Origin of the sequence: Vannielia litorea (genome assembly GCF_019801175.1) — a bacterium.
Classification (GTDB): Bacteria; Pseudomonadota; Alphaproteobacteria; order Rhodobacterales; family Rhodobacteraceae; genus Vannielia; species Vannielia litorea_B.
Window position 1 is genome coordinate 3122768 of sequence record NZ_JAHVJR010000001.1, and the last position, 24427, is coordinate 3147194.

Consider the following 24427-nt stretch of genomic DNA (forward strand, 5'->3'; position numbering starts at 1 on the left):
CCGCCTGCTCCTGCCCCGCCTCGCCCTCTGCGGGCGGCTGGTGATCACCTCCAGCAACATGCACAACCCGCCCTTCAAACGCCTCGCGCCCAAGGAGCTGGACCTTTCCGAATGGGCGCATCCCACGCCCGGCGGCGGCGGCACCGGAACGCGCGGCTACTGTGCCTCCAAGCTCTGCAACCTGATGACGGCGCAAACCCTCGCCCGTCAGCCGGACGTGGAGCAGCGCCGGATCGACGTGATCGCCTTCAACCCCGGGCTGACCGGCGGGGCGGGCGGCGGCGATGCCTCGCCCCTGCGCCGCTTGGCGATCAAGGGCCTGACCCGCACCCTCTTTCCGGCGATCGGCCTTTTCGTGCCGGAATTCAACATGAACACCCCCGAGCACTCCGGCCGGATGCTGGCCGATGTGGCCACCGGCAGGCTCTCTCCGCCCGAGGGCGTCTATGTTTCGCTGGTGAACGGCTTGCCGACCTTCCCCGCACCGTCCACTCTGGCGCGGAACCTGAAGGCCCAGAACCGGTTGTGGAACGAGAGTGCAGAAATGGTCGGCCTGGATGATGCGCAGGGCATGGTCGTGCCGCGCAAGGAGAATTCACGATGACCGATGACGCACGCGGCACCGAGCCCGATAAGCTGACATTCCGCGACGAGCCCGGCTCGGCACGGTCCAAATGGGTCGCCGGGCTGCTCGCCCTCGCGCTGGTGGGCTGGATGGGCAGCGGTTTCATCCTGCCCTCGCCCGAGGAGGCCCCGCCCGAGACCGTCGCCGCTAGCGAGGCGGTCGCCGTGAGCGTCCGCAGCAGCCGGGCCGAACCGGTCACCAAGACCTTCAGCGCCGAGGGGCAGGCCCAACCCGACCGCCGCGCCCTGCTCCGCGCCCAGATGGCAGGCGAGGTGGTCAGCCTCTCCGCCGCCAAGGGCGAGGCGCTGGAACCGGGCGACGAGATCGCCCGCCTGAGCACCCGCGAGCTGGAGGCCCGCGTTCAGGAAGCCCGCCAATCGCTCTCCCGAGCGCAGGAAGATTTCGACAGCACCGAAACCCTCGTCGAGCGCGGGGCCGCCACCGCCGCCCGCCTGCGCGAGACCCGCGCCGCCCTCGCCGCCGCCGAAGCGCAGCTGACGCAAGCAGAGGAGGCGTTGGAGTCGGCAGTGATCCGGGCGCCCTTCGCCGGGCGGCTCGACCGGCTCGACCTCGAGATCGGCGCCTTCACCTCCGCCGGTGCCGAGGTTGGCACGATCCTCGATACCGACCCGCTGCGCATCGTTATTCAGGTGCCGCAGCAGGCCCTCGCCCAGATCCGCGAGGGGCTGACCGCCTCGGTCACCTTCATCACCGGCGAGGAGCGCGAAGGCGAGATCGAGTACATCAGCCGCGATGCCGAGACTGATACCCGCACCTTCCGCGCCGAGGTGACCGTGCCCAACCCCGATGGCGCCATCGCCTCCGGCCTCTCGGTTCAGGTCCGCATCCCCACCGGGCAGGTCACCGCGCACTTCATCTCGCCGGCGATCCTCTCGCTCAGCGAAGATGGCCGCCTTGGCGTCAAGACCGTGGGCGATGGCGACGTGGTCGCCTTCCACGAGGTCGTCGTCGAGCGCGCCCAGCGCGATGGCGTCTGGGTCAGCGGCCTGCCGGAGCGGGCGCGCATCATCACCATCGGGCAAGGATTCGTCTCGGAGGGCGAAACCGTGGCCCCCGTGGCCGATGAGGATGAGGTCGCCGCCGCCGAGGTCGAAGCCCCTGATACCAGCGCGGCGGAGACCGAGTGATGAACGCTCTGATCGACGCCGCCTTCAGCCGCACCCGCGTGGTCGTGCTGATGCTCATCGCCATTCTCACCGTCGGCGCCATCACCTATCAGGCCATCCCCAAGGAGAGCTTCCCAGAGGTCCAGATCCCCACCGTCTACGTCTCCACTTCGCTGGAGGGGATCTCCCCCGAAGACGCCGAGCGCCTGCTGGTCAAACCGCTCGAAACCGAGCTGGCCGCACTCACCGGCCTCAACAGCATGACCGGCACAGCCGCCGAGGGCCACGCCAGCGTCCAGCTTGAGTTCGACGCCGGGTTCGACCCCGACACCGCGCTCGACAAGGTCCGCGAGGCGGTGGACCGCGCCGCAGGCGAGCTGCCCACCGACGCCACCGAACCCACGGTGACGGAGGTCAACACCGCGCTCTTCCCGATCCTCACGGCCATCCTCTCCGGCCCGGTGCCCGAGCGCACGCTCAACGCGCTGGCCAACGACCTGAAAGACAGGCTCGAAGGCGTGCCCGGCGTGCTCGAGGTGGATGTGGCCGGCGAACGCGTCGAGATGCTCGAAGTGCTGATCGACCCGACAGTGTTCGAAACCTACAACCTCTCCTTCACCGAGCTGACCAACCAGATCAGCCGCAACAACCTGCTCATCGCCGCCGGAGCCATCGAAAACGGCGCGGGCCGGATGGTGCTCAAGGTGCCAGGGCTGGTGGAGGATATCGGCGACATCATGGAAATGCCGGTCAAGGTCTCCGGCGATACCGTGGTGACATTCGCCGATGTCGCCACCGTGCGAAACACCTTTGAAGACCCCGCCAGCTTTGCCCGGATCAACGGCCAGCCCGCCCTCGCGCTTGAGGTCAAAAAGCGCAGCGGCGCCAACATCATCGAAACCGTCGACACCGTGAAGCAGGCCGTCGCGGCAGCGCAATCGCAATGGCCCGACAGCGTCCAGATCAACTACATGCAAGACGAGAGCAAGCAGGTCAAAACCATGCTCTCCGACCTCGAATCCAACGTCATCGCAGCCGTGCTGCTGGTGATGATCGTCATCGTCTGGGCACTCGGCCTGCGCTCCTCCATCCTCGTCGGCCTCGCCATCCCCGGCGCATTTCTGGCCGGTGTCACCGCGCTCTTCTTCATGGGCTACACCATGAACATGGTCGTGCTCTTCAGCCTGATCCTCGTCGTCGGCATGCTGGTCGATGGCGCCATCGTCACCGTCGAACTGGCCGACAGGCTTCTGAGCGAGGGCAAGACCCCGAAAGAGGCCTATGCCGCCGCCGCCAAACGCATGGCCTGGCCGATCATCGCCTCCACAGCGACCACCCTCAGCGTGTTCTTCCCTCTCCTGTTCTGGTCCTCCACCGTGGGCCAGTTCATGAAGTTCCTGCCGATCACCGTGATCTTCACCCTCTCGGCATCGCTCTTCATGGCGCTCGTCTTCATCCCCGTCCTCGGCGGGCTGATCGGCAAGCGCCAGCCCCAGAGCGCCGCGCAACAGGCCCAGATCGCCGCGGCCGAGCATGGCGACCCGCGCCAGATGACCGGCGCCGCCGGGCTCTACGTGAAGGCGCTCGAATGGGCCATCCTCCGCCCCGGCCGCACCGTGATCTTCGCCGTTCTGGCGCTCTTCGCTTCCTTCCTATGCTACGCCCAACTCGGCAACGGCATCACCTTCTTCCCCGAGTCCGAGCCCGATTTCGTGCAGGTCGAGGTCCGCGCCCGCGACAACTTCTCGATCTACGAGCAGGATACCCTCGTCCGGCAGGTCGAAACCCGCCTGCTGAAATACGGCGAGCTGCGCAGCGTCTACGCCCGCACCGGCTCCAACCGGCAGGCCGACGAAGAGGTGATCGGCACCGTCCAGCTCGAACTGACCGATTGGGACACCCGCCGCCCCGCCGCCGAGATCGTCGAGCAGATCCGCGGCGAGATGCGCGCCGTCCCCGGCATCGACGTGCAGGTGCAGGTGCAGGCCGGCGGCCCCTCTCAGGGCAAACCCGTGAACCTCGAGCTTGTCTCGCGTGACAGCGAATTGCGGATCGCCGCCGTGCAAGAAGTCCGCGCTGCAATGGAGCGGATCGGCGGCTTCACCGATGTGACAGACACCACCCCCCTGCCCGGCGTCGAATGGGAGATCCGGCTCGACCGCTCCGAGGCGGCCCGCTTCGGCGCCGATGTGGCGCTGCTCGGGCAGGCGGTGCGGCTCCTGACCCAAGGCATCACCGTGGCCGACTACCGGCCCGACACCTCCGAGGAGGCTGTCGACATCAAAGTGCGCTTCCCCGCCGGTGACCGCTCCCTCGCCGAGCTCGAAAGCCTGCGCGTGCCCACCAACGCCGGGCTGATCCCGATCACCAATTTCGTCAGCTTCGCCCCCGCCCCGCGCAGCGGCACCATCAAGCGGATCGATCAGGAGCGGGTCACCACCCTCTCCGCCGATGTCTCCCCCGGCCTTCTGGTGAATGATCAGATCAACGCCCTGCGCGGCGCCATCGAGGCGATGGACCTGCCCGAAAGCGTCACATGGTCCTTCGCTGGCGAGGCGGAGGACCAGCAGGACGCGATGATCTTCCTCATCAGCGCCTTCATCGCCGCCCTTGGCATGATGGTTCTGGTGCTGCTGATCCAGTTCAACAGCTTCTATCAGGCCTTCACCATCATGGTCGCCATCGTCTTCTCGATTGCGGGCGTATTGCTCGGCCTCACCGTCACCGGCAGGCCCTTCGGCGTGGTCATGGGCGGCATCGGGGTCATCGCGCTTGCCGGGATCGTGGTAAACAACAACATCGTGCTGATCGACACCTACAACGACCTCAAGCGCGCCAGCATGTCGCCGCTGGAGGCCGTGCTGCGCACCGGCGCCCAGCGCCTGCGACCCGTGATCCTGACCTCCGGCACCACCGCCCTAGGCCTCGCACCAATGGTGATCGGCGTCAGCGTCGACTTCTTCAGCCGCGAAATCGTCTACGGCGCGCCCTCCACCCAGATGTGGGTCGAACTCAGCTCCAGCATCGCGGGCGGGCTGGTGTTCGCCACCGCCCTGACCCTCATCGTCACCCCCGCCATGCTCATGCTCGGTGAAAAGCGCTCCCGCCGAAGCCAGCGCCCGGAAGAGGCGCGCGCCGATCCTGCGCCCACCAGCCCGGCACCATCGACCTGACGTGGTGCCGCCTTCATCGGCGGGTCATCCCTCCCGCGGCTGGGCCAACCTGTAAATGTTCACCGTCTTCTCCCGCACCATGTCGGCGACGGCAGCATCGAACGACTTGAAGTGCGCCGTCTCAACATGCACCACGAACGCCGCTTCATCCGAATAAATCTCGTAAAGAAACACCCGGCTGCGATCCTCCGTCAGGCAAACATCGAACCGATGGCACCCCGGCTCATCCTCCAACGACCGGCGGGCGTTCTCCTGCATCAACGGCAGAAATGCGTCCATCTGGCCCGCGTGAGGCTCAAAAACTACGGTGACGACATACATGGGCTTTCCTTTCAGGCTGCGCCCCGAGCGCATTGATTGAGGCGGCACGCCCTCCGGCTGCGGCGGGCCTGCATCATGGCAGCATCCCCAGCGCATCCTCGAAAAACGTCTCTCCGCCGAAGTTGCCAGACTTGAGCGCAAGCGCCGCCGGGGCCGTACCGAGCGTCTCTGTCCAAGGCACGCCCGGGGCAATCTGCGGGCCGATCCTCAGCGCCTTGACGCCAAGCGCCGTCACCACTGCGCCAGATGTTTCTCCGCCCGCCACGACAATCCGGGTGAACCCTTCAGCCAGCAGCGCGCGGGCGACCGTGGCAAGCGTGCGCTCCATGACCTCTCCGGCCCGCACCCTGCCAAGCGCCGCCTGCGTGCGGGCCACTTCGGCAGGGTCCGATGAGCCGTAAATCAGCACTGGCGCATTGGCTGGCTGACCCAACGCCCAGGCCACCAACGCCTCCGCCTCGCCGTCGCCCTCTGCGGCGTGGGAGATATCAACCTTGCGGCTTGGCCAAACTGAGCAGGCACGCGCAACCTGCGCACGGGTCGCTTCCGAGCAGCTGCCCGAAAGCACCAAGGCGCGGCCGGTCACGCTGGGCATTTCCAGCGGCACCGCCTCACCCAGCGCGCCGGTCGCGCGGTGATAAGCCGGCAGGCCAAGGGAAATACCGGACCCGCCGGTGATGAACCGATGGCTTCCGTTGGCCGCGCCAATAGCCCGCAGATCCGCATTCGTCACCGCATCCACCACGCCATAACGCCGCCCCTCCGCGCGGAGAGCCTCCACTCGCGCCCCGATCGTCTCAAGCCCCGACCGCACATCATCGAGAGAGATCAGCCCCGCCCGATGCCTGCTCTGCCGCTCCATCAAGCGGATCAGGTTCGAGTCCCGCATCGGCGTCAGCGGATGGTCCTTCATCGAGCTTTCCGCCAAAGGCACATCGCCCACGAAGAGCTCGCCGTTCGATACGGTGCGCCCATTGTCCGGAAAGGCCGGGCAAATCACGGCAAAGCCCTCGCCCAAGTGCTCCAGCAACGCGTCCGCCACCGGGCCGATATTGCCCTCATCGGTCGAGTCGAAAGTGGAGCAATACTTGAACAGGATCTGCCCGGCACCTTGGGGCAAGAGCCAATCGGTCGCAGCAATGGCCTCCCCCACAGCCTCCGCTTTCGGCGCGGTGCGCGACTTCAGCGCCACCACCACCGCCTCGGCTCCATGGGTCTCGGTCGCCGCGTCCGGCACGCCGATCACCTGCACAACCGACATGCCCTCGCGCGCAAGGGTGCTTGCAAGGTCAGTCGCGCCGGTGAAGTCATCGGCAATGGCGCCAATCGTGATCCCCATAGGTCAGCCCAGCAGGTCCAGCAGCTCTTTTGTCACCGCAACGGTGCCCATGTCGCCGCCAAACTCCATCGGCCGCAGGCGGTTCGCCTCGAACCCGTCCTGCACCGCTGTCTCGACCAGTTCCGCCGCCTCTGCCCAGGCCTCGTTGCCGCTGCGCTCAGCCAGGTAGTCGAGCATCAGCGCGCCCGAGAGAACGGCGGCCAGCGGGTTGGCCTTGTCCTGCCCCATAATGTCCGGTGCCGAGCCATGCGCGGGCTGGAACAGGCCCACCTCGTCGCCGATCTCCGCGCAGGCGGCCATGCCCATGCCGCCAACCAACCCGCCGCCAAGGTCGGAGAGGATATCGCCGAACATGTTTTCCATCACCATCACGTCGAACTCCCAGGGCTTGCGGATCAGGTCCAGCGCCTGCGCGTCGACGTAATTGTGCGTGGCTTCCACCTCCGGATACTGCGGCGACACCTCGTCGAAGATCTTCCGGAAGAAGGCCATTGAGTTGAACACATTGGCCTTGTCGACGCAGGTCAGTTTGCCGGGACGGCCACGCGCCTTGCGCTTCTCGGCCAACCGGAACCCGAAGTGAAACAGCTTCTCCGTGGTAGGGCGGGTGATGCGGAGCGTATCGCGCACCTCGTCATCACTGGCAAAGTTGGGGCGCCCGTGAGTGGCAGCCGAGAAAAACAGCCCTTCGGTGGATTCGCGCAAAATCACCATGTCGATCCCGGCGGCGCGCGGGTCTGCCAGCCGCTGCGGGGCATTCGGGTAGGCCTTCACCGGGCGCACGCCGGCATAGAGGCCATATCGGTCCCGCAAGCGCAGGTGCGGGGCAATCTCGGTGCCGTCCTCATGCCGCACCGAGGGGAGGCCGATGGCGCCAAGGAAGATCGCATCAAGCTCGCCCGCACGGGCCTCGCCGCCGGGCTCGATATCGCGCCCGGTTTCCTTGAAGTAGCCAGCCCCGGCGGTGATCTCCTCGTAGCGCAGCGCGGGCAGCCCGGCCTTGGCCACGGCGGCATCCACAACCTCGACCGCCGCGTTTGCTACGTCCACACCTATCCCGTCGCCCCGGATAAGGGCGATGCTCAGCTTGTCTGACATGATGTTTCCTTCCGGGCTAAAGCTGGCCCAGCTTGTATTTTTCCAGAATGGCCAGCAGTTCTTCGGCGGACCTCGTGCGGTGCTGTTTGAACAGGCGCCGCACGGAATCGCCGTCGCCTGCCCGCAGGTAATTGAGAATTTCGCGATGCTCCTGCGTGGAGCGATGGGGTGGCCCGCGCATCCGCATCGTCACCACGCGCGCCCGGTGCGCCTGATCGTAAAGGGCGCGGACGAAGTCCTTCAGGCGGCGGTTACCCTGAAGATCGAGCAAAATCTGGTGAAACCGGTCATCGGCCTCGGCCCAAGTATCGAGGTCTTCGCTCTCCAGTGCGGCCTCCATCTCGGCGGTGGCCTGCTCCAGCGGGGCAAGCTCCGCCTCGCTAGGGTTCGTTTCGGCGTAGCGGGCGGCGGCATCGGGCTCCAGCGAGGTCAGGATCTGGTAGATCTCGCGCATATCCTCGGCCCGGATCGGCAAAACCCGCACGCCCCGGCGCGGGATCAGCTCGACCAGCCCCTCCGCCTCCAGCCGGATCAGCGCCTCGCGCACCGGGGTCCGACTCATGCCGAGCCTGATCGCGATTTCCGGCTCGGGCGCCTGAAAGCCGGGCGGCATCCGGTTGGCCCGGATCTCGTCCTTCAGCCGCTCATAGGCAGCCTCGACGCGCGATGATTTGACAGCCTCTGCCATCCGGTCCGTTCCCTCTCGTTTCGGCAACAATTGCACCTCAGGGGGAGGTCGTCAAATAAATTAATGCATACATTGACGAATGCGATGCAAAATGCCTTAGTGTGCGGACTTGCCGGTGCTCCGGCCCAGATATTGCCCACCCGTGGGCGTGAGGAGGAAAGATGAAACGGATGATTCTGACGGCGGCGGCCCTGTCGCTCGCTGCCACGGTGGCCAGTTCGGAAACGGTTCTCAAGATCCAGTCGTCGGCGCAAAGCGGTGCCTATGAATACAGCTATCTCGAGGATGAATGGGGCAAGCGCCTGGCCGCCATGACAGGCGGTGAAGTGACCGTCGAGTTCTTCCCGATCAACGCAATCGTCGACCGCAACGAAACCCCCGAGGCCGTGATGGCCGGGGTGCTCAGCGGCGACCTGAACTCGGTGGCCTACTTCACCGGCCGCAATCCGGCCTTCGCCATCATGGGCGACCTGATCGCCGGCTACGATTCGCCGGAGCAGGTGCAAACCTTCTGCCGCCACGGTGGCGGGCGCGATGCGCTTCAGGAGTTGTGGGAGTCGGTGCTGCCCGGCGCGATGCACGTCGTCGGCTGCGGTGCAGTCTCCAAGGAAGCGCTGGTCTCCAAGGTCGAAATCCGCGGCGTGGCCGATCTCGAAGGCGTCAAGATCCGCTCGCCCTCCGGGCTCGCCGCCACGGTCTTCCAGAAGGCAGGCGCCGCGCCGGTCTCGATGTCGATCAGCGATGTCTTCACCTCGCTGGAGAAGGGCGTCATCGATGCCGCCGATGCCTCGGCCTACATCAACAACTCGACCAGCGGCTTCCATCAGGTTGCCAAGTTCCCGCTCTATCCGGGCATCCACTCGATGGCGATGCGCCAGTTCGTCATCAACCAGGGCGTCTGGGACGGCATGACCGAGGATCAGCAGCTTGCCGTGGAAACATGGTTCTACGCCGCCTATGACGACCTGCGCCGCCAGCTCGACCTGCAAGACAAGCAGCAGGTGCAGGCCGATGAGGCCGCCGGTGACATCACCGTGGTCGACTGGAGCCAAGAGGAGCGCGACAAGTTCCGCGTGCTGGCCGCCGAGGCCTGGGAAGAGACCGCCGAGAAGTCGCCCGAGGCACGCAAGGCGCTCGACGCCCACTACGCCTTCATGAAGCAGATCGGCCTGCTGAAGTAACACAACAAGACGAGAGGGAGGGGCTTGCCGTGGTGCTGGCCCCTCCCGTCACACGGGGAGGGGCAGATGCAGGCATATGTAACGATCATGGGGAAGATCTCTGTCTTCCTCGGCAAGGTCTGCGGGGTGTTCTACCTCGCGGCAGTGGGCCTCTCGCTCTACGAGGTCTTCATGCGCTACGTGCTCGGCGCGCCCACCTCATGGACCTCCGAAACGATCATGGTTCTGGTGGCCACCGCCTGGATGCTCTGCGTCGGCGCCGTCACCCAGCAACGCCGCCACATCACCGTCACCACCATGGAAATTCTCGTCGGCGAGAAGCTCTGGAACCGCATGAAAAGGGTCGCCATCGTCCTGTCGATGATCGGCGTGGCCGGGCTGCTGATCATGCTCTGGGGGCCGATGGTGAAGGTGCTGAAAGCACCGCAGACAACCGGCAGCGCCTTTGATCCCTATGCTCCCACCTACGTGAAGACCATGCTCGTCGCCTCGGTGGTGCTCTACTTCCTCCAGTTGCTCGCCAACCTCCTCACGCCCGCCGCCAAGCGGCCCGCCCCCGCCGGAATGGGAGTGGAATAATGGGCATCGAACTCATCACGCTCTACATCGTCGCGGCGCTCTTCATCCTGATGGCCATCGGCGTGCCGCTGGGTGCCTCGACCCTGCTGATCTCCGTCGCCACCGCCTACCTCGCCTACGGCAGCAACGGCTTCATCCTCGTCACCTCCGCCGTCACCAAGGTGATGGACAAGCAGACCCTCGTGGCCGTGCCCTTCTTCGTCTTTATGGCGAACATAATGGAGCGATCAGGGGTGGCGAAGGAGCTGTTCAACTCGATGGCCGTGCTTGGCGGGCGGATGCGCGGCGGCGTCGCGGTGCAAACCTGCCTCGTGGCCGTGGTGCTGGCCGCCATGTCCGGCATCGTCGGCGGCGAGATCGTGCTGCTCGGCCTCATCGCCCTGCCGCAGATGTTCCGCCTCGGGTATGACCGCAAGCTCTCCATTGGCGTGCTCTGCGCCTCCGGCTCGCTGGCCACGCTCATCCCGCCCAGCGTTGTGCTCATCGTCTACGGCGCCGAAGCGGGCGTCTCGGTGCGCGACCTCTTCACTGCAGGCGTCGGCCCCGGCGTGCTGCTGGCCTCGCTCTACATCGCCTACGTGCTGTTCCGCGTAAAGATGAACCCCGCCGTCGGCCCCGCCTATGACGCGCCCGAGGCGCAGCTGCCCTTCCTCGAGCGGATCTCCTACCTCAAAGGGCTGATCCTCCCATTCCTGCTTATCTTCGGAGTGCTCGGCTCGATCTACGGCGGCATCGCCACCGTCACCGAATCCGCCGCCATCGGTGCGGTCGGCTCGCTCATCGTGGCCGCGGCCCGGCGCGAACTGACCACCAAGGGCGTGCGCGAGGCGCTCTGGGCCACCACGCTCACCACCGGCTCGATCCTCTGGCTGATCATCGGGGCTGTGAGCCTCGTGGGCATCTACAACCTGATGGGCGGCACCCGCTTCCTCAGCGGAATCCTCACCGGGCTCGATATGGCCCCGATCATGGTCATCATCGTGATGATGCTGATCATCTTCTTTCTCGGCACCTTCCTCGAGTGGATCGCCATCGTCTTCATCACCGTGCCGGTCTTCGCGCCCGTGGTGGTGCAACTAGGGTATGACCCGGTCTGGTTTGGTATCCTCTTCGCCATGAACATCCAGATCTACATGCTCTCGCCCCCCTTCGGGCCGGCCTGCTTCTACCTCAAGAGCGTGGCCCCGAAGGACGTGACCCTGCAGGAGATCTTCCTCGCCGTCCTGCCCTTCATCGGCCTCCAGATCATCGGCCTCGCCCTTGTCATGGCCTTCCCGCAAATCGCGCTCTGGCTGCCGGGCCTGTAGAAAGGAGCCATCATGGATACCAATGACGAAGACCACGAGGCTTACGAGTTTGGCTGGTGGCCCGAGATCGTCGGGGCCATCGGCGTCGTCCTGCTGGTCTGGGCGCTGATCGCCTTCGCGCGCGGGGCGATCTAAGGCCAAGGCCCGGTCCCGCGGCGCCCCTCACGTGGCGCCGCTTGTCACAAAACAGTCAACGGACCGATAGCTGCAATTTACATTGCACCCGCAATTCCGGCTGCATGAACGATGCAAGCCACCCCTCCTCCCTCGATGCGCTGCTGTCCCGCAATGCCACCCGGCTGACCGCGACCGACAGCCGCCTGTTGGAAGTCCTGCTTCAGGACCCGATGCGCGCCGCGCTGGAGAACGGCAAGGAACTCTCCGATCGCGCGGGCGTGAACCCCGCCGCCGCCGTGCGCCTCGCCCAGCGCCTTGGGTTCGAGGGCTATCCCGCCTTTCGCGCCTTCCTGCGCACCAACCTCACCGAGGGCGGGCGCGACTTTGGCACCGCCTCCGCCCGCATGGCCGCGCGGCTGGTGCGCGCCGAAGAGGGCGGCCTGCTCTCCTCGGTCATCGACGGCGAGATCGCCGCGCTCGAGGGCCTGCGCACCTCGGTGGCCGACAGTGACATCCGCAGTTTCTCCGCCCACCTCGGCGCGGCCCGGCGCATCTGCCTCTTCGGGCAGGGCCACGCCGCCAGCCTCTCCAAGCTCACCGCCCTGCGCCTGCGCCGCTCCGGCTATGACGCCTGCGACCTCGATGGCGAGCGCGGCGGCATGGCGATGGCGCTGCGCGGGCTGGCACCGGGCGATGTGGTCTGGCTCTTCTCCTTCCGCGCACCGCACAGCACCGTGCTCTCGCTCTGCGAAGTGGCCCGCGCGCGCGGCGCCACCATTCTGGCCCTGACCGACCAGAACAGCCTGCCCCTGCGCCCCGCCCCCGATCACCTCATCCGCGTCTCGCGCGGTCGGGCCGGGGAGACCCAGTCCCTCACCGTGCCGATGGCCGTAGCCAACGCCGTCATCCTCGATCTAGCCGGGATCGACGAGGGCCGCTCCCTCGCCGCGCTGGAAGATTACCGCAAGTTCCGCGCCACCCTGCCGCCCGAGTGGCAGTAGGCGCCCCCGCCACAACAACAAGAAACGCCAACTCACGACCCAACCCTGAACACGAGGAAGACCCCATGTACGATACTCTCAAGATCGCCGCAGCGACCAGCCTTCTGGCGCTCGCGGCCTCCGCAGCCTCCGCCGAAACCACGGTGGAATTCTGGCACAGCTTCTCCGGTGACAGCGGCGAGGTGCTCGATGGCATCGTGGCCGAGTTCGAGGCCGCCAACCCCGGCATCGACATCGACGCCCAGCACATCGGCAACTACAACGACATCGTCACCAAGCTGCAGGCCGCGATCCCCGCGCGCCGCGCTCCCGATGCGGTGATCATGGAAGTCACCCGCTATGGCCTCTTCGCCGACCGCGGCGTGCTGACCGACCTCACCGCCTATCTCGAGGCCGACCCGCTGAAGGACGAGCTCTTCGATTTCGCCCGCGAGGTCGGCGTCTATCAGGGCAAAAACTTCATCGTGCCCTTCAACTCCTCCACCCCGGTGCTCTACGTGAACACCAATATCTTCGCCGATGCCGGCATGGAAGAGATCCCGCCGCTGACCACCTTCGACGAGATCCTCGCCGCCGCGCAAACCGTGCAGGCCGAGCTGGGCGACACTGGCATCTCCGGCATCGCCGCGCCCGGCCAGTTTGCCCGCTGGGGCCTGATCATGGCCAATGACAGCGACCTGATCGACAGCGTCTCCGGTGAAATCCTGATCGACGCGCCTAACACCGTCGAGGCCTACCAATGGATGGCCTCTCTGGTGCACGAGCACGGCGTCGCCTCGGTCGATGGTGTCACCAAGGAGAACAACGGGCGGGACGCCTTTCTGGCCGGCAAGGTCGGCATGATGATGAACTCGACCGGCAACTACCGCCGCTCCAAGACCGCGCTGGGCGATGACCTGCTGGTGCTGCCCATGCCCTGCAACAAGGCCTGCGCCGCGCCCATCGGCGGGGCCGGCATCGGCATCCTCTCGACCTCCGAGCAGGAGGTGAAGGACGCCGCCTACAAGTTCATCAGCTTCGCCGCAGGCGCCGAGTCCAACGCCAAGTGGTTCGCCGGCACCGGCTACATGCCGATCAACAAGAACACCAAGGACCAGCCGGTGGCCGCTGAGGCGCTGGAAGGCGAGCCGGGCATCTCGGTCGCCATCGAGCAGCTCTCCGTGGCCCGTGGCCGCCCGCGCCCCCCGGTCGTGACCTGGATGCGCGCAAGCGAATACGACAAGTGGCAGGCCATGGCCCTCGGCCAGCGTGACGTGACCGAAACGCTCACCGACTTCGCCACCCAGACCCGCGCCGAAGAAGCCCGCACCAACTGAGCCGCCGCGCTCAACCCCGATGCCGGGCCCGCTCCGTGGCCCGGCATCTACTTCCACAAGGCAAGCGCCATGACCTCCCGCCTCACCCCCTATCTGCTGATCGCGCCGCTGCTCGCCTTCATCGCGGTGTTCACCTACATCCCGATCCTCACCAGCGCGAACCTCTCGTTCCGTGAATGGGACTTTCTGACCGACGCCAAGCCTTGGGTCGGCACAGAGAATTACCGGCTCGTGCTCTCCTCCAGCGAATTCTGGAACTCGGTGAAGGTCACGGCGATCTTCGCGCTGATCTCGGTGCCCCTGCGGCTCGTGCTCGCCATCGCCATCGCCAGCTATCTGGTGCGCGAGGCACTCCCCCAGCGTCTGCTGCGCGGCGCGCTCTTCCTACCCTCCGTTACCTCCACCGTCGCCATCGCGGTGGTGTTCTCATGGCTCTTCGCCACCGACTACGGCGTGATCAATGCCGCCCTCGCCTGGTTCGGCCTGCCCAAGGTCTACTGGCTGCAAGACCCGCAACTGGCGCTCTGGGTCATCATCCTCGTGAACACATGGAAGCAGCTCGGCTACGATATCGTCATCTACATCGCCGGGCTTCAGGCCATCTCGCCCGATCTCTACGACGCTGCCGATGTGGACGGCGGCAAACGATTTCACGTGTTCCGGCGCGTGACCGTGCCGCTGGTCATGCCCACCACCTACTTCCTGCTGGTGATCTCCGTCATCGAGGCCTTTCAGGTCTTCACCGTGGTCGATGTCATGACCCGCGGCGGCCCGGCGGGGGCGACAGACATGGTGGTCAACCTGCTCTACCGCATCGGCTTCACCCTCTTCGACATCGGGCAAGGCTCGGCCATCGCGGTGCTGCTCTTTGTCCTGCTGATCGCGCTCGCCGTGTTCAAGGCCCGTGTGCTGGGCCGGAAGGTGCACTATGAAGCCTGAAGCCCTCTGGTCCCTCGCGGCACTCGCCGCCGGGCTGATCTTCCTGTCGCCGGTTCTCTACACCATCTGGATGTCGTTCCTCACGGTCGACAGCTACTACGCCGGCACCCCGGTCCTGACGCTCGACAACTATCGCGCCGCCTTCGGGGAGTTCGACTTTCTGCGCTACCTGCTGAACTCCCTGCTGGTTTCCGGCGTGGTCACGCTCGGCGGGCTGGCGCTGGCGGTCATGGCCGCCTTCGCCTTCGCCCGCTTCACCTTTCCTGGCGGCGACTTTCTCTTTGCCGCCGTGGTGGCCACGCTGATGATCCCCAGCCACATCACGCTGATCCCCAACTACCTGACGCTCGCCAAGGTCGGCCTGCTCGACAGCTATGCCGGCCTGATCCTGCCCGCCATCTCCAACGGCTTCGCCGCCTTCTTCTTGCGGCAGTACATCCGCGGCATCCCCCGCGCGCTGGACGAGGCGGCCTACATGGATGGCGCGCGCCCGCTTCAGGTCCTCTGGCGCGTGATCGTGCCGCTGGCCCGGCCCGCGATCCTGTCGATGGGCCTCTACATCTTCATCACCGAGTGGAACAACTACATCTGGCCTCTGGTGGCGATCAGCGACAGCGACCTCTACACGCTGCAAATTGGGCTGGCCAAGCTCTACCGCGAGAACCCGGGCGAGGATGTCATCAACTGGCCCCTCGTCATGGCAGCCTCCACCATCACCATCCTTCCAATCCTAATCGGCTTTCTTGCGGTGGAGCGGCACCTCGTGCGCGGCATCACCATGGGTGCCGTGAAATGACGGACATGACCATGACACGCATTGCCTCCCACCGCGGCGGAACCCTCGAATTCGGCGACAGCACGCCACAGGGCTTTGCCGCCACCGCCCGGCTGCCTCTGGAGGAGGTCGAGTTCGACCTGCACCCAACGGCCGACGGCGCGATCATCGTTCACCATGACGCCACGCTGGACCGCACGACCGATACGCAGGGCGCGATCACCGATCTGCCCGCGGCTACGGTCCGCCGCGCGGTAATCGACTATGGCGCAGGCGGCCATCCGCTGACCCTCGCCGAGCTTTGCGCGATCTACCGGGAGAGCACGGTGGATTTTCGCTGCGAGTTCAAGCCAAACGCCGAGGGCCGCCCCTACCCCGGTTTCATCCCCGGCGCGCTCGAGGTGCTGGAGGCCGAGGGTATGCTGGAGCGCACCACCTTCTCCTCCTTCCTCATCGCCACGCAAGACGAGCTGGCCCGCCTCACCACCCGCCCGCGCCTCTGGCTCGTCAGCCCGCCGGTGCTGCGCCAACTGGGCGACGCCGGGGTGATCGAGATGGCGCTGGCCCACGGCATCCCCGAAATCTCCGTGCTCATCGACTGCGCCGATGCCCCTTTGCAGGCGGCGGCAGAGGAGGCCGGGCTGGCCTTCGGCTGTTTCGGTGCCCACTCCGCCGCCCAGATCGACAAGGCTCTCGCAATGGGAGTTAAGGTCTTCACCACCGACCGGCCCAGCCTCGCCATCGCGCGGCGCGCGGCCTTCACCAAGGGGCAGGCGGCATGACCGGCATCGCCCTCACCGACATTCGCAAGAGTTACTCAAATGGCCCGCAGGTGCTGCACGGCGTCAGCATGTCCATTCAGCCCGGCGAGTTCGTCGTCATCGTCGGCCCCTCCGGCTGCGGCAAGTCCACCCTGCTGCGCATGATCGCCGGGCTGGAGGCCTGCACCGAGGGCGAAATCGCCATCGGTGGCCGTCGCGTGAACGAGGTCGCCCCGCGCGACCGCGACATCGCTATGATCTTCCAGAACTACGCGCTCTACCCGCATATGACCGTCCGCGAGAACATCTCCTTCGGGCTGGAACTGCGCGGCGTCAAACGCGCCGAGCGCCACGCCCGCGCCGAGGAGGTGGCCCGCATGCTGCACCTCGATCCCTACCTCGACCGCAAGCCCGGCGCGCTCTCGGGCGGCCAGCGCCAGCGGGTGGCAATGGGCCGGGCGATGGCCCGCGATGCCGGCGTGTTCCTGATGGACGAGCCGCTCTCCAACCTCGACAACGCCCTCCGCGTCGAGATGCGCGCCGAGATCAAGGCGCTGCACCGCAAGGTCGGCGCCACCCTCGTCTACGTCACCCACGACCAGACCGAGGCGCTGTCCATGGCCGACCGGATCGCGGTGATGAAGGACGGCCACCTGCAGCAGTACGACACGCCCGCCGCCATCTACGACCGCCCCGCCAACCGCTTCGTCGCCGGCTTCCTCGGCCAGCCCCCGATGAACTTCGTGCTCGCCCGCGACATGCCGGGATGGGCTGGCGGCAAGGATATCACCCTCGGCCTCCGGCCCGACACGATCTCGGTTGCCCCCTCCGGCGAGGGCCTGCAGGGCCGGGTGGTGCTGTCGGAGATGACAGGCTCCGACCTGATCCTGCATTGCGAAACGGATGCCGGCCGGCTGGTCATCACCGCCCCGCGCCACAGGTTGGACGGGGTCGGAGAGACAGTCTCCCTGCGCCCCGATCTGACTCGCGCCCATGCCTTCGACACCGCCACCGGCACCCGGCTGGACAACCCCTTTCAAGCCCGCAACACCGAGCCTGCGCTGGTCTGACCGCCCGCTCAGGCCAGCGGCCACGCAAGCAACCCCGCATGCGGGGGAGGCAGGCTCGCGACCTCCCCAACGCCCAAACTCGGTCGCTAGACCTCGACGCCCATGTCGGCGACGCAGGCTGCGATACCCCCCTTTCCACAATGGAAAACGCTAGGGCAGCGGCCAGCCGCTGCCCTCATTGCATTCAAATACCCACCGTTTCCGCCAAACCTATACGTATCACATTTTGAATAACGTAGGATATTTTTAATATTGACCTATGAACGAGCCGCGCCGATCTTGCGGCAGTCACAAAAGACACCACGTCAGGGAGGACATCATGAATTCCATCACCCGCCGCGCGGCCCTCGCCGCGGCGCTTTTCGCCACCTCTTCGCTCACCTTCGGGCTGCCCGCCGCCGCGCAAGACAAGCCGGTGCTCCGGCTTTCGTCGGTGGTCTCCGACAACGACATCCGCGCCGAGGCCTTCGCCGAGATCTCCGCCGCCGTGTCGGACATGTTCGATCTCCAGGTCTTCAACGGCGCCACACTGGTGCAGCAAGGCTCCGAGCTGACCTCGATCCAGCGCGGCAACCTGGAGTTGGGCCTGATCGCGCCGCAAACCATCGCCGAGCAGGTGCCCGAATGGTCCATCGTGACCTCGGCCTACCTGTTCAACGACGCCGACCACCTGAAGGCCACCTTCGCCAGCGACGTGGGCGCGCAGCTCACCGCACTGACCGACGAGATCGGCATCCACATCCTCGCCCCGGTCTACTTCGGCACCCGCCAGGTCAACCTGAAGCCCGACATGGAGGTGAACACCCCCGAAGACCTGAGCGGCGTGACCCTCCGGATGCCCGGCGGCGATGCATGGCAGTTTCTCGGCGAGGCCATCGGCGCCAACCCGACCCCGCTCGCCTATGCCGAGGTCTATACCGCACTGCAAACCGGCGCCATCGACGGTCAGGACAACCCCCTGCCCAACGACTACAACATGAAGTTCTACGAGGTGACGAGCCAGATCGTCATGACCAGCCACCTCATCGGCTTCGATGTGCTGGCCATCGGCACCGAGGTCTGGGAGGGCATGACTCCCGAGCAGCAGGCCGCGCTTCAAGCCGCCGTCGATACTGCCATCGACAAGAGCACCGCGCGCCACCTCGAGCGCGAGGCCGAGCTGGTCGAGTTCTTCAAGGGCGAAGGGCTGAAGGTTTATGAGCCCGACCGGGCCGCCTTCCGCAGCTTTGCGCGGGACAAGTATCTCGCTTCCGAGTTCGCCGCGAGCTGGCCCGAAGGCATGCTCGACGCGATCAACGCTCTGGGCGAATAAACCCGCCCCCCCCTGCACCACCGGCGGGCCGACCACTCCGGCCCGCCGAACGAGTTGCCGCATATGCCCCCTGCCCTCTCCCGCCTTGCCCCCCACGCCCGTGCCGCCGCCGAGGCGGTGCCCGCCGTGCTGCTGGTGGCGATGTTCCTCTGCTTCATCTTCCAGGTCTTCATGCGCTACGTGATGGATAGCCCGGTCGGCTGGACCGTGGAGGTCTGCGTCATCTCCTGGGTCTGGATCCTGCTCTGGGGCCAATCCGTCTCGGTCTCCGAAGAAGACGAGATCCGCTTCGACATCCTATATGTCAGCGTCTCCGCCCGCACCCGCCGGATCTTCCGCGCGCTGTTCTCGATCTTTCTCGTGGCGGTCTATGCCGTCTCCCTGCCCGCCCTCTGGGATTACGTCACCTTCATGAAAATCCAGAAAACCAGCTACCTCGACCTGCGGTTCAACTGGGTCTACTCCATCGCGCTGGTCTTCTCGGTGGTCACGATCCTGCGTTACCTTCTGATCCTCATCGACGCCCTGCGCGGCGGCGCGCGCGAGGTCAGCCGCGTGGACATGGGCCAATGAGCTGGGAGTTCGGCGCCGCCGTCACCTGCATCGTCGTCACCGCGCTGCTGGGCCTGCCCATCGGCCACGCCATGCTGGCCTCTTCGGTGGTCTACCTGCTGCTCGCCGGGCAGGACATGTCCATCGCCTTCGAGCAGATGCTGAACGGCCTCTACGGCTCCTACGTGCTGCTGGCGATCCCGCTCTTCATCTTCGCCGCCGACCTGATGAACGTCGGCTCCCTCTCCGACCGGCTGCTCGATTTCTGCCGCGCGCTGGTGGGGCGGTTCCGGGGCGGGCTGGGGCATGTGAACGTCACCGCCTCGCTGATCTTTTCCGGCATGTCCGGCTCGGCCATCGCCGATGCCGTGGGCATGGGCCGTATCATCATCAACCTGATGACGAAGGACGGGAAGTATCCGCCCGCCTATGCAGGCGCCATCACCGCCGCCTCCTCCATCATCGGCCCAATCATCCCGCCCTCGATCCCGATGGTGCTCTTCGCCCTCGTCTCCGATACCTCCATCGGCTTCCTGTTTCTCGGTGGCGTCGTCCCCGGCCTCATCCTCGGTCTGCTGCTGATGGTGGTGAATGCATGGCAGGCGCGGGTCCATGACTACCCGGTCGACGAGCCGGTGCCCGCACGCGAGCTGCCCCGCATCACCCTGCGGGCGGTGCCCGCCCTGCTGATGCCGGTGATCCTGCTGGTGGGCATCTACGGCGGGGTGACCACCCCCACCGAGGCCGCAGCACTGGCTGCGCTCTACGCCTTCCTCGTCTCCACCTTCTTCTACCGCTCCGTGAGCCTGCGCACCGCCTACCGCGCCGTGCGCCAAAGCGCCAAGTCCACCGCCAGCGTCGGCTTCCTGATCGCCGGCGCGCTGGCCTTCAACTACGTCGTCACCGTCGAGCAGGTGCCCAACGTGCTGCGCGACGCGTTGGCCGGCACCGATCTGGGGCGGCTGGGCTTTCTGCTCACCGTCAATGTGATCCTGCTCGGCCTCGGCTGCCTGCTGGAGGCCAACGCGATCCTGCTGGTGATCGTGCCGATCTTCCTGCCCACCGCCGTCGCGCTCGGGGTGGACCCGGTGCATTTCGGGGTGATCGTGGTGGTCAACACCATGATCGGCCTCGCCACGCCCCCCTACGGACTGCTGCTCTTCGTCGTCACCTCGATCACCCGCTCCCCGATCCGCCAGACCATCCGCTACCTGCTGCCCTTCCTCGCGGTGCTGGTGGCGGGCCTCGCAATCATCACCTTCGTCCCCGACGTGGTGCTGTGGCTCCCACGGCTCTACGGCTACGGCGGCTAACCCCGGAGACCCAAATGTCCGCGCGCCCCACAATCCTCATCATCAACGGCCCCAACCTCGACATGCTCGGCACCCGCCAGCCCGAGATCTACGGCCATGAAACCCTCGCCGACGTGGAGGCCCTCTGCCGCGCCCGCGCCGCCGAAGCCGGCGTCGAGATCGACTTCCGCCAGAGCGACAGCGAGGCCGAGATCATCGGCTGGATCAAGCACGCGCGCGGCAAGGCCGCCGGCCTGCTGATCAACCCCGCGGGCTTCACCTCCACCTCCATCGCCATCCTCGACAGCCTGCTCATCTTCGACGGCCCGATCATCGAAGTGCATATCTCGCCGCTGTTCCGCCGCGACGAGTTCCGCCATCTCAGCTACGTGTCAAAGGCCGCAAGCGCCAAGATCGAGGGTTTCGGCATTTCGGGCTATGGCCACGCCATCACCCGCCTCGCCGAACTGGCCCTCGCAAAAGCCGCCTGACTGCTACTCGGGGATCTTGCCGGACTGCAGCATCCGCTCCAGTCCCGCCCCGATATGCCGGGTCAACAGGTCCACCGCGGCCTCCGTCTTGCGCTCCAGCACCAAGTCCCGCAGCCGCTCGTGATCGTCGGCAGCGGGCTTGCCGCGAAAATCCAGCACCAGCATGTGGTAGCGCATGTAGCGGTCGAAAACGGCCGCGTGCATCCGCATCAACGGCTCGGTCGCGCAGGCGGCAATGGTGGCATGGTGAAAGCCCCAGTCATGCTCGACCCATTGTGCCACGGTGCGCAGGTCATTGCTCAGCAGATCCTGCTCCACCACCGACAGCTTGTAATGCGCCGACACCACCTGCCCTTGCCAGTCCAGATCGCCATTGGCGAGCGACAACCGCAGCGCATGCACCTCCAGCAGCGTCCGCAACTCAGCCAGCCCCTTGAGGTCCGCAAGGCTCACCGGCGCCACCCGAAACCCGCGCTGCCCCTCGGCGGTCACCAAGTCCTCGGCGGCCAGGCGGGTGAGGATCTCGCGCAGCGTGGTGACAGACACCGAATAGGCCTCGCGCAACTGCTCGAGCTTAAGCCGCTCCAGCGGGCGCAACTTACCTGAGACAATGTCAGCCCGGATCCGCCGGTAGGCCCCATCGCCAACCGTCTCGCCCTCCACATGATCCTGACTGAACCGCAGTGCTTGCATGGCAATACTCATACGAGGCTTCCCGCGCAGAGCAAAGACCCTCCGACCAGCGGCGACGGGACACGCGAGAGCGCAGTGTAGCCAGCACGACGCACACCGTACCGAGCAAAAGTCACGAACTGTCAGGAAATGCTTGGTAGCGGAGGAGGGACTTGAACCCCCGACACGCGGATTATGATTCCGCTGCTCTAACCAACTGAGCTACTCCGCCAAAAGCGAGGGCCGATGTAGTGGCCGGGGGACGAGCCGTCAAGGAGAAAAAGCGGCCCCGATTGATGCCGGATCGTGAACAATTGCCGCCGCGCCACCCCATTGCCAGCCCGCCCATCGCGCAACCTGTCGCCATCGCCATTTGCCACCCGCCGCCGGGCCGCTATCGTCTGCACAGAGCCAACGGAGAGCCCGCGTGCACGCCACCCCGAGCCTGACAAAAGACATCCTGCTCATCGGCGGCGGCCATGCTCATGCGCTGGTGCTGCGCCGCCTCGGCATGGCGCCCATCCCGCAAGCCCGGCTGACGCTGGTGAACCCCGGCACCACCGCGCCCTACTCCGGCATGCTGCCCGGCCATATCGCTGGCCACTACCCGCTCGATGCGCTCCAGATCGACCTTCACCGCCTCGCCCGCTTTGCAGGTGCCCGGCTGATCGACGGCCACGCCACGGCAATCGACCGCGCGGCGCGCGAGGTGCTGGTCCAAACCGCCTCCGGCCCCCGCCGCCTCGGCTATGATATCGCCTCGCTCGACATCGGCGTCACCTCCGACATGCCGCAAATCCCCGGCTTCGCCGAGCACGCCTGCCCCGCCAAGCCGCTCGATGCCTTCGCCGCCCGCTGGCAAGCCTTCGCGGAGGCCCCCGGCCGCGCCCGCGTGGTGGTGATCGGTGCCGGGGTCGCCGGGGTCGAGCTGGCCATGGCCGCCCACCACCGCCTCAGCGCCGCAGGCCACAGCCCCAGCGTCACGTTGGTCGATGCCGGCACCGCCCTCTCCGCCCTCGGCGGCGGCTCCCGCGCCCGGCTCTTCGAGACCCTCCGCAAGGCAAGCATCCCCTGCCTCGAGTACGCCCGCGTCACCCACGTCACCGCCGAGGCGGTCCACCTCGAAAACGACCGCACCCTGCCCGCTGATTTCATCATCGGCGCGGGCGGCGCCCGGCCCCACGACTGGCTCACCGAGACAGGCCTCGACCTGCACAACGGCTTCATCCGTGTCGGCCCCGGCCTGCGCAGCACCACCGATCCCGCGATCTTCGCCGTCGGCGACTGCGCCCATTTCGAGCCTGACCCGCGCCCCAAGGCCGGCGTCTATGCCGTCCGCGCCGCGCCCGTTCTGGCCGAGAACTTCCGCCGCGCCACCGAGGGCGGCGCCGCCCTCAAACCCTTCCGCCCGCAGCGCGACTACCTAAAGCTCATCTCCCTCGGCTCCCAATCCGCGCTGGGTGAAAAGCTCGGCCTCACCGCCTCCGGCCCCTGGGTCTGGCGCGTGAAAGACCGGATCGATCGCGCCTTCATGGCAAAGTTCACCGCCTACCCCTCGATGGCCCCCGAAGACCCGGCCGCCGAACCCATGCTCTGCGCCGGCTGCGGCGCCAAGATCGCCCCCACCGCGCTGAAGGCCGCACTGGCCGAGCTGCCCACCCCCGAGCGCGATGACTTGATGAGCCTGCCCGGCGACGATGCCGCCATCCTCGCGATGGAGGGCGACTGGCAGGTCATTACCACCGATCACCTGCGCGGCTTCACCGAAGACCTCGCCCTGATGTCCCGCATCGCCGCCGTCCACGCGCTGGGGGATATCTGGGCGATGGGCGCCCGGCCGCAGGCGGCGCTCGCCTCCGTCACCCTGCGCCGCATGGCGCCCGAAATGCAGGCCCGCTCCATGCGCGAGGTGCTCTCCGCCGCCAGCGCCATCCTGCGCGATGAAGGCGCCGAGCTGGTCGGTGGGCACAGCTCGATGGGCGCCGAGGTGCAACTCGGCTTCACCGTCACCGGGCTTCGCACCGCCTTCCCCGTGGGGCTGGAAAACGCACAGGTCGGCGACGCGCTCATCCTCACCAAGCCCATCGGCACCGGCACCATCCTCGCCGCCGACATGCGCGGGCAGGCCGAGGCCACCTGGGTCGCCGGAGCCCTCGCCTCCATGGCCCGGCCCCAAGGCGGCCCCGCCCGCCTGCTCGCCACTGCCCACGCCATGACCGATGTCACCGGCTTCGGCCTCGCCGGGCACCTCATGGCCATCTGCGAGGCCAGCCACGTCGCCGCCACGCTCAAGCTCGCCGCACTGCCGCTCCTGCCCGGCGCCGCCGAACTGGCCGCCAAGGGCATCCGCTCCACCCTCTGGGCCGAGAACCGCGCCGCCATCGCCAGCCGCATCGCCCTGCCCGCGCCCGCCCCGCCCGAGACCGACCTGCTGTTCGATCCGCAAACCGCCGGCGGCCTCCTCGCCGCCGTCCCCCCCGGCCGCGCCGCCAGGCTCCTGACAGACCTTCAGGCCATGGGCTTCCCCGCCGCCCGCATCGGCCAGATCACCGCGGGTGACCCCTTCCTGACGGTGCAGTAAAGCCCCGCCCCGCCCTTCATCTTGGCCAAAATATCTCCGGGGGTGTGGGGGCAGCGCCCCCACTCCAACAGCACCCATCAGGCACACCGGCACCACCTCCCCGCCCACTT

23 protein-coding genes and 1 tRNA gene are annotated in these 24427 nt (G+C 66.7%); 18 read left to right on the plus strand and 6 right to left on the minus strand.

Features of this window, described 5'->3' with window-relative positions; genetic code table 11:
- The first annotated feature begins 40 nt into the window (after positions 1–40).
- Genes KUV38_RS20950 through KUV38_RS15320 form a run of 3 tightly spaced genes read left to right on the plus strand, consistent with a single transcriptional unit; the run spans position 41 to position 4925 of the window.
- Entirely contained in the window at positions 41–604 is a 564-nt protein-coding gene (locus KUV38_RS20950) for a hypothetical protein (protein WP_261385250.1), read from the plus strand.
- Positions 601–1773, plus strand: a complete 1173-nt coding sequence (locus KUV38_RS15315) for an efflux RND transporter periplasmic adaptor subunit (RefSeq protein WP_261385251.1) — start codon at positions 601–603, stop codon at positions 1771–1773. Before KUV38_RS20950 ends, KUV38_RS15315 begins: the two co-directional genes overlap by 4 nt.
- Positions 1773–4925 carry an efflux RND transporter permease subunit gene (locus KUV38_RS15320; RefSeq protein WP_222470876.1) on the plus strand — a complete coding sequence of 1051 codons (3153 nt, stop codon included), beginning with the start codon at positions 1773–1775 and terminating at the stop codon, positions 4923–4925. Before KUV38_RS15315 ends, KUV38_RS15320 begins: the two co-directional genes overlap by 1 nt.
- Positions 4926–4949: 24 nt before the next feature.
- On the opposite strand, the gene KUV38_RS15325 is transcribed toward KUV38_RS15320, so the two are convergent.
- From KUV38_RS15325 to KUV38_RS15340, 4 genes are all read right to left on the minus strand, one after another.
- Complete coding sequence (locus tag KUV38_RS15325) at positions 4950–5246, minus strand: putative quinol monooxygenase (RefSeq protein ID WP_222470877.1); 297 nt, start codon at positions 5244–5246, stop codon at positions 4950–4952.
- Between the two features lie 73 nt (positions 5247–5319).
- Positions 5320–6585 carry a 3-oxo-tetronate kinase gene (gene otnK / locus KUV38_RS15330; protein WP_261385252.1) on the minus strand — a complete coding sequence of 422 codons (1266 nt, stop codon included), beginning with the start codon at positions 6583–6585 and terminating at the stop codon, positions 5320–5322.
- A 3-nt stretch (positions 6586–6588) separates the two neighbouring features.
- Positions 6589–7683 carry an isocitrate/isopropylmalate dehydrogenase family protein gene (locus KUV38_RS15335; RefSeq protein WP_222470878.1) on the minus strand — a complete coding sequence of 365 codons (1095 nt, stop codon included), beginning with the start codon at positions 7681–7683 and terminating at the stop codon, positions 6589–6591.
- Positions 7684–7699: 16 nt separating this feature from the next.
- Positions 7700–8371 (minus strand): GntR family transcriptional regulator, encoded by a 672-nt coding sequence (locus KUV38_RS15340; RefSeq protein WP_222470879.1) that lies wholly within the window; start codon positions 8369–8371, stop codon positions 7700–7702.
- Positions 8372–8532: 161 nt separating this feature from the next.
- Here KUV38_RS15340 and dctP (KUV38_RS15345) point away from each other — a divergent pair, with 161 nt between their 5' ends.
- The 14 genes from dctP (KUV38_RS15345) (at position 8533) to KUV38_RS15405 (ending at position 21064) form a co-directional block, all read left to right on the plus strand.
- Positions 8533–9552, plus strand: coding sequence for a TRAP transporter substrate-binding protein DctP (dctP, locus tag KUV38_RS15345; RefSeq protein WP_222470880.1), 1020 nt, complete (start codon positions 8533–8535; stop codon positions 9550–9552).
- A 66-nt stretch (positions 9553–9618) separates the two neighbouring features.
- Positions 9619–10131, plus strand: a complete 513-nt coding sequence (locus KUV38_RS15350; RefSeq protein WP_222470881.1) for a TRAP transporter small permease subunit — start codon at positions 9619–9621, stop codon at positions 10129–10131.
- A complete protein-coding gene (locus KUV38_RS15355; RefSeq protein ID WP_222470882.1) occupies positions 10131–11438 on the plus strand; it encodes a TRAP transporter large permease subunit in 1308 nt (435 codons plus the stop codon). Before KUV38_RS15350 ends, KUV38_RS15355 begins: the two co-directional genes overlap by 1 nt.
- 12 nt (positions 11439–11450) lie before the next feature.
- A complete protein-coding gene (locus tag KUV38_RS20955; RefSeq protein WP_261385253.1) occupies positions 11451–11573 on the plus strand; it encodes a hypothetical protein in 123 nt (40 codons plus the stop codon).
- Between the two features lie 104 nt (positions 11574–11677).
- Complete coding sequence (locus KUV38_RS15360) at positions 11678–12556, plus strand: MurR/RpiR family transcriptional regulator (RefSeq protein WP_222470883.1); 879 nt, start codon at positions 11678–11680, stop codon at positions 12554–12556.
- 65 nt (positions 12557–12621) lie between these two features.
- The gene (locus tag KUV38_RS15365) at positions 12622–13872 is read left to right on the plus strand and encodes an ABC transporter substrate-binding protein (RefSeq protein WP_222470884.1); all 1251 of its coding nucleotides are present in this window, start codon (positions 12622–12624) and stop codon (positions 13870–13872) included.
- Positions 13873–13941: 69 nt separating this feature from the next.
- On the plus strand, positions 13942–14811 hold the full coding sequence (locus KUV38_RS15370; RefSeq protein ID WP_222470885.1) for a carbohydrate ABC transporter permease: 870 nt from the start codon (positions 13942–13944) through the stop codon (positions 14809–14811).
- Positions 14801–15607 (plus strand): carbohydrate ABC transporter permease, encoded by an 807-nt coding sequence (locus tag KUV38_RS15375; RefSeq protein WP_222470886.1) that lies wholly within the window; start codon positions 14801–14803, stop codon positions 15605–15607. The genes KUV38_RS15370 and KUV38_RS15375 overlap by 11 nt, the downstream gene beginning before the upstream one ends.
- A 5-nt stretch (positions 15608–15612) precedes the next feature.
- Entirely contained in the window at positions 15613–16368 is a 756-nt protein-coding gene (locus KUV38_RS15380; protein WP_222470887.1) for a glycerophosphodiester phosphodiesterase family protein, read from the plus strand.
- A complete protein-coding gene (locus tag KUV38_RS15385) occupies positions 16365–17417 on the plus strand; it encodes an ABC transporter ATP-binding protein (protein WP_222470888.1) in 1053 nt (350 codons plus the stop codon). Before KUV38_RS15380 ends, KUV38_RS15385 begins: the two co-directional genes overlap by 4 nt.
- Positions 17418–17736: 319 nt before the next feature.
- Positions 17737–18729 (plus strand): TRAP transporter substrate-binding protein DctP, encoded by a 993-nt coding sequence (dctP, locus tag KUV38_RS15390; protein ID WP_222470889.1) that lies wholly within the window; start codon positions 17737–17739, stop codon positions 18727–18729.
- 63 nt (positions 18730–18792) lie between these two features.
- The gene (locus KUV38_RS15395; RefSeq protein ID WP_222470890.1) at positions 18793–19302 is read left to right on the plus strand and encodes a TRAP transporter small permease; all 510 of its coding nucleotides are present in this window, start codon (positions 18793–18795) and stop codon (positions 19300–19302) included.
- The gene (locus KUV38_RS15400) at positions 19299–20594 is read left to right on the plus strand and encodes a TRAP transporter large permease (RefSeq protein ID WP_222470891.1); all 1296 of its coding nucleotides are present in this window, start codon (positions 19299–19301) and stop codon (positions 20592–20594) included. The genes KUV38_RS15395 and KUV38_RS15400 overlap by 4 nt, the downstream gene beginning before the upstream one ends.
- A 14-nt stretch (positions 20595–20608) precedes the next feature.
- Complete coding sequence (locus KUV38_RS15405) at positions 20609–21064, plus strand: type II 3-dehydroquinate dehydratase (protein ID WP_222470892.1); 456 nt, start codon at positions 20609–20611, stop codon at positions 21062–21064.
- 3 nt (positions 21065–21067) lie between these two features.
- Here the strand turns inward: KUV38_RS15405 and KUV38_RS15410 are convergent, their stop codons facing one another.
- Both KUV38_RS15410 and KUV38_RS15415 read right to left on the minus strand, forming a co-directional pair.
- Positions 21068–21769, minus strand: a complete 702-nt coding sequence (locus KUV38_RS15410) for a GntR family transcriptional regulator (RefSeq protein WP_261385254.1) — start codon at positions 21767–21769, stop codon at positions 21068–21070.
- Between the two features lie 122 nt (positions 21770–21891).
- Positions 21892–21968 (minus strand) — tRNA-Met (locus tag KUV38_RS15415).
- Between the two features lie 195 nt (positions 21969–22163).
- Here KUV38_RS15415 and selD point away from each other — a divergent pair.
- A complete protein-coding gene (gene selD, locus KUV38_RS15420; protein WP_222470893.1) occupies positions 22164–24317 on the plus strand; it encodes a selenide, water dikinase SelD in 2154 nt (717 codons plus the stop codon).
- The last annotated feature ends 110 nt before the right edge of the window (positions 24318–24427 follow it).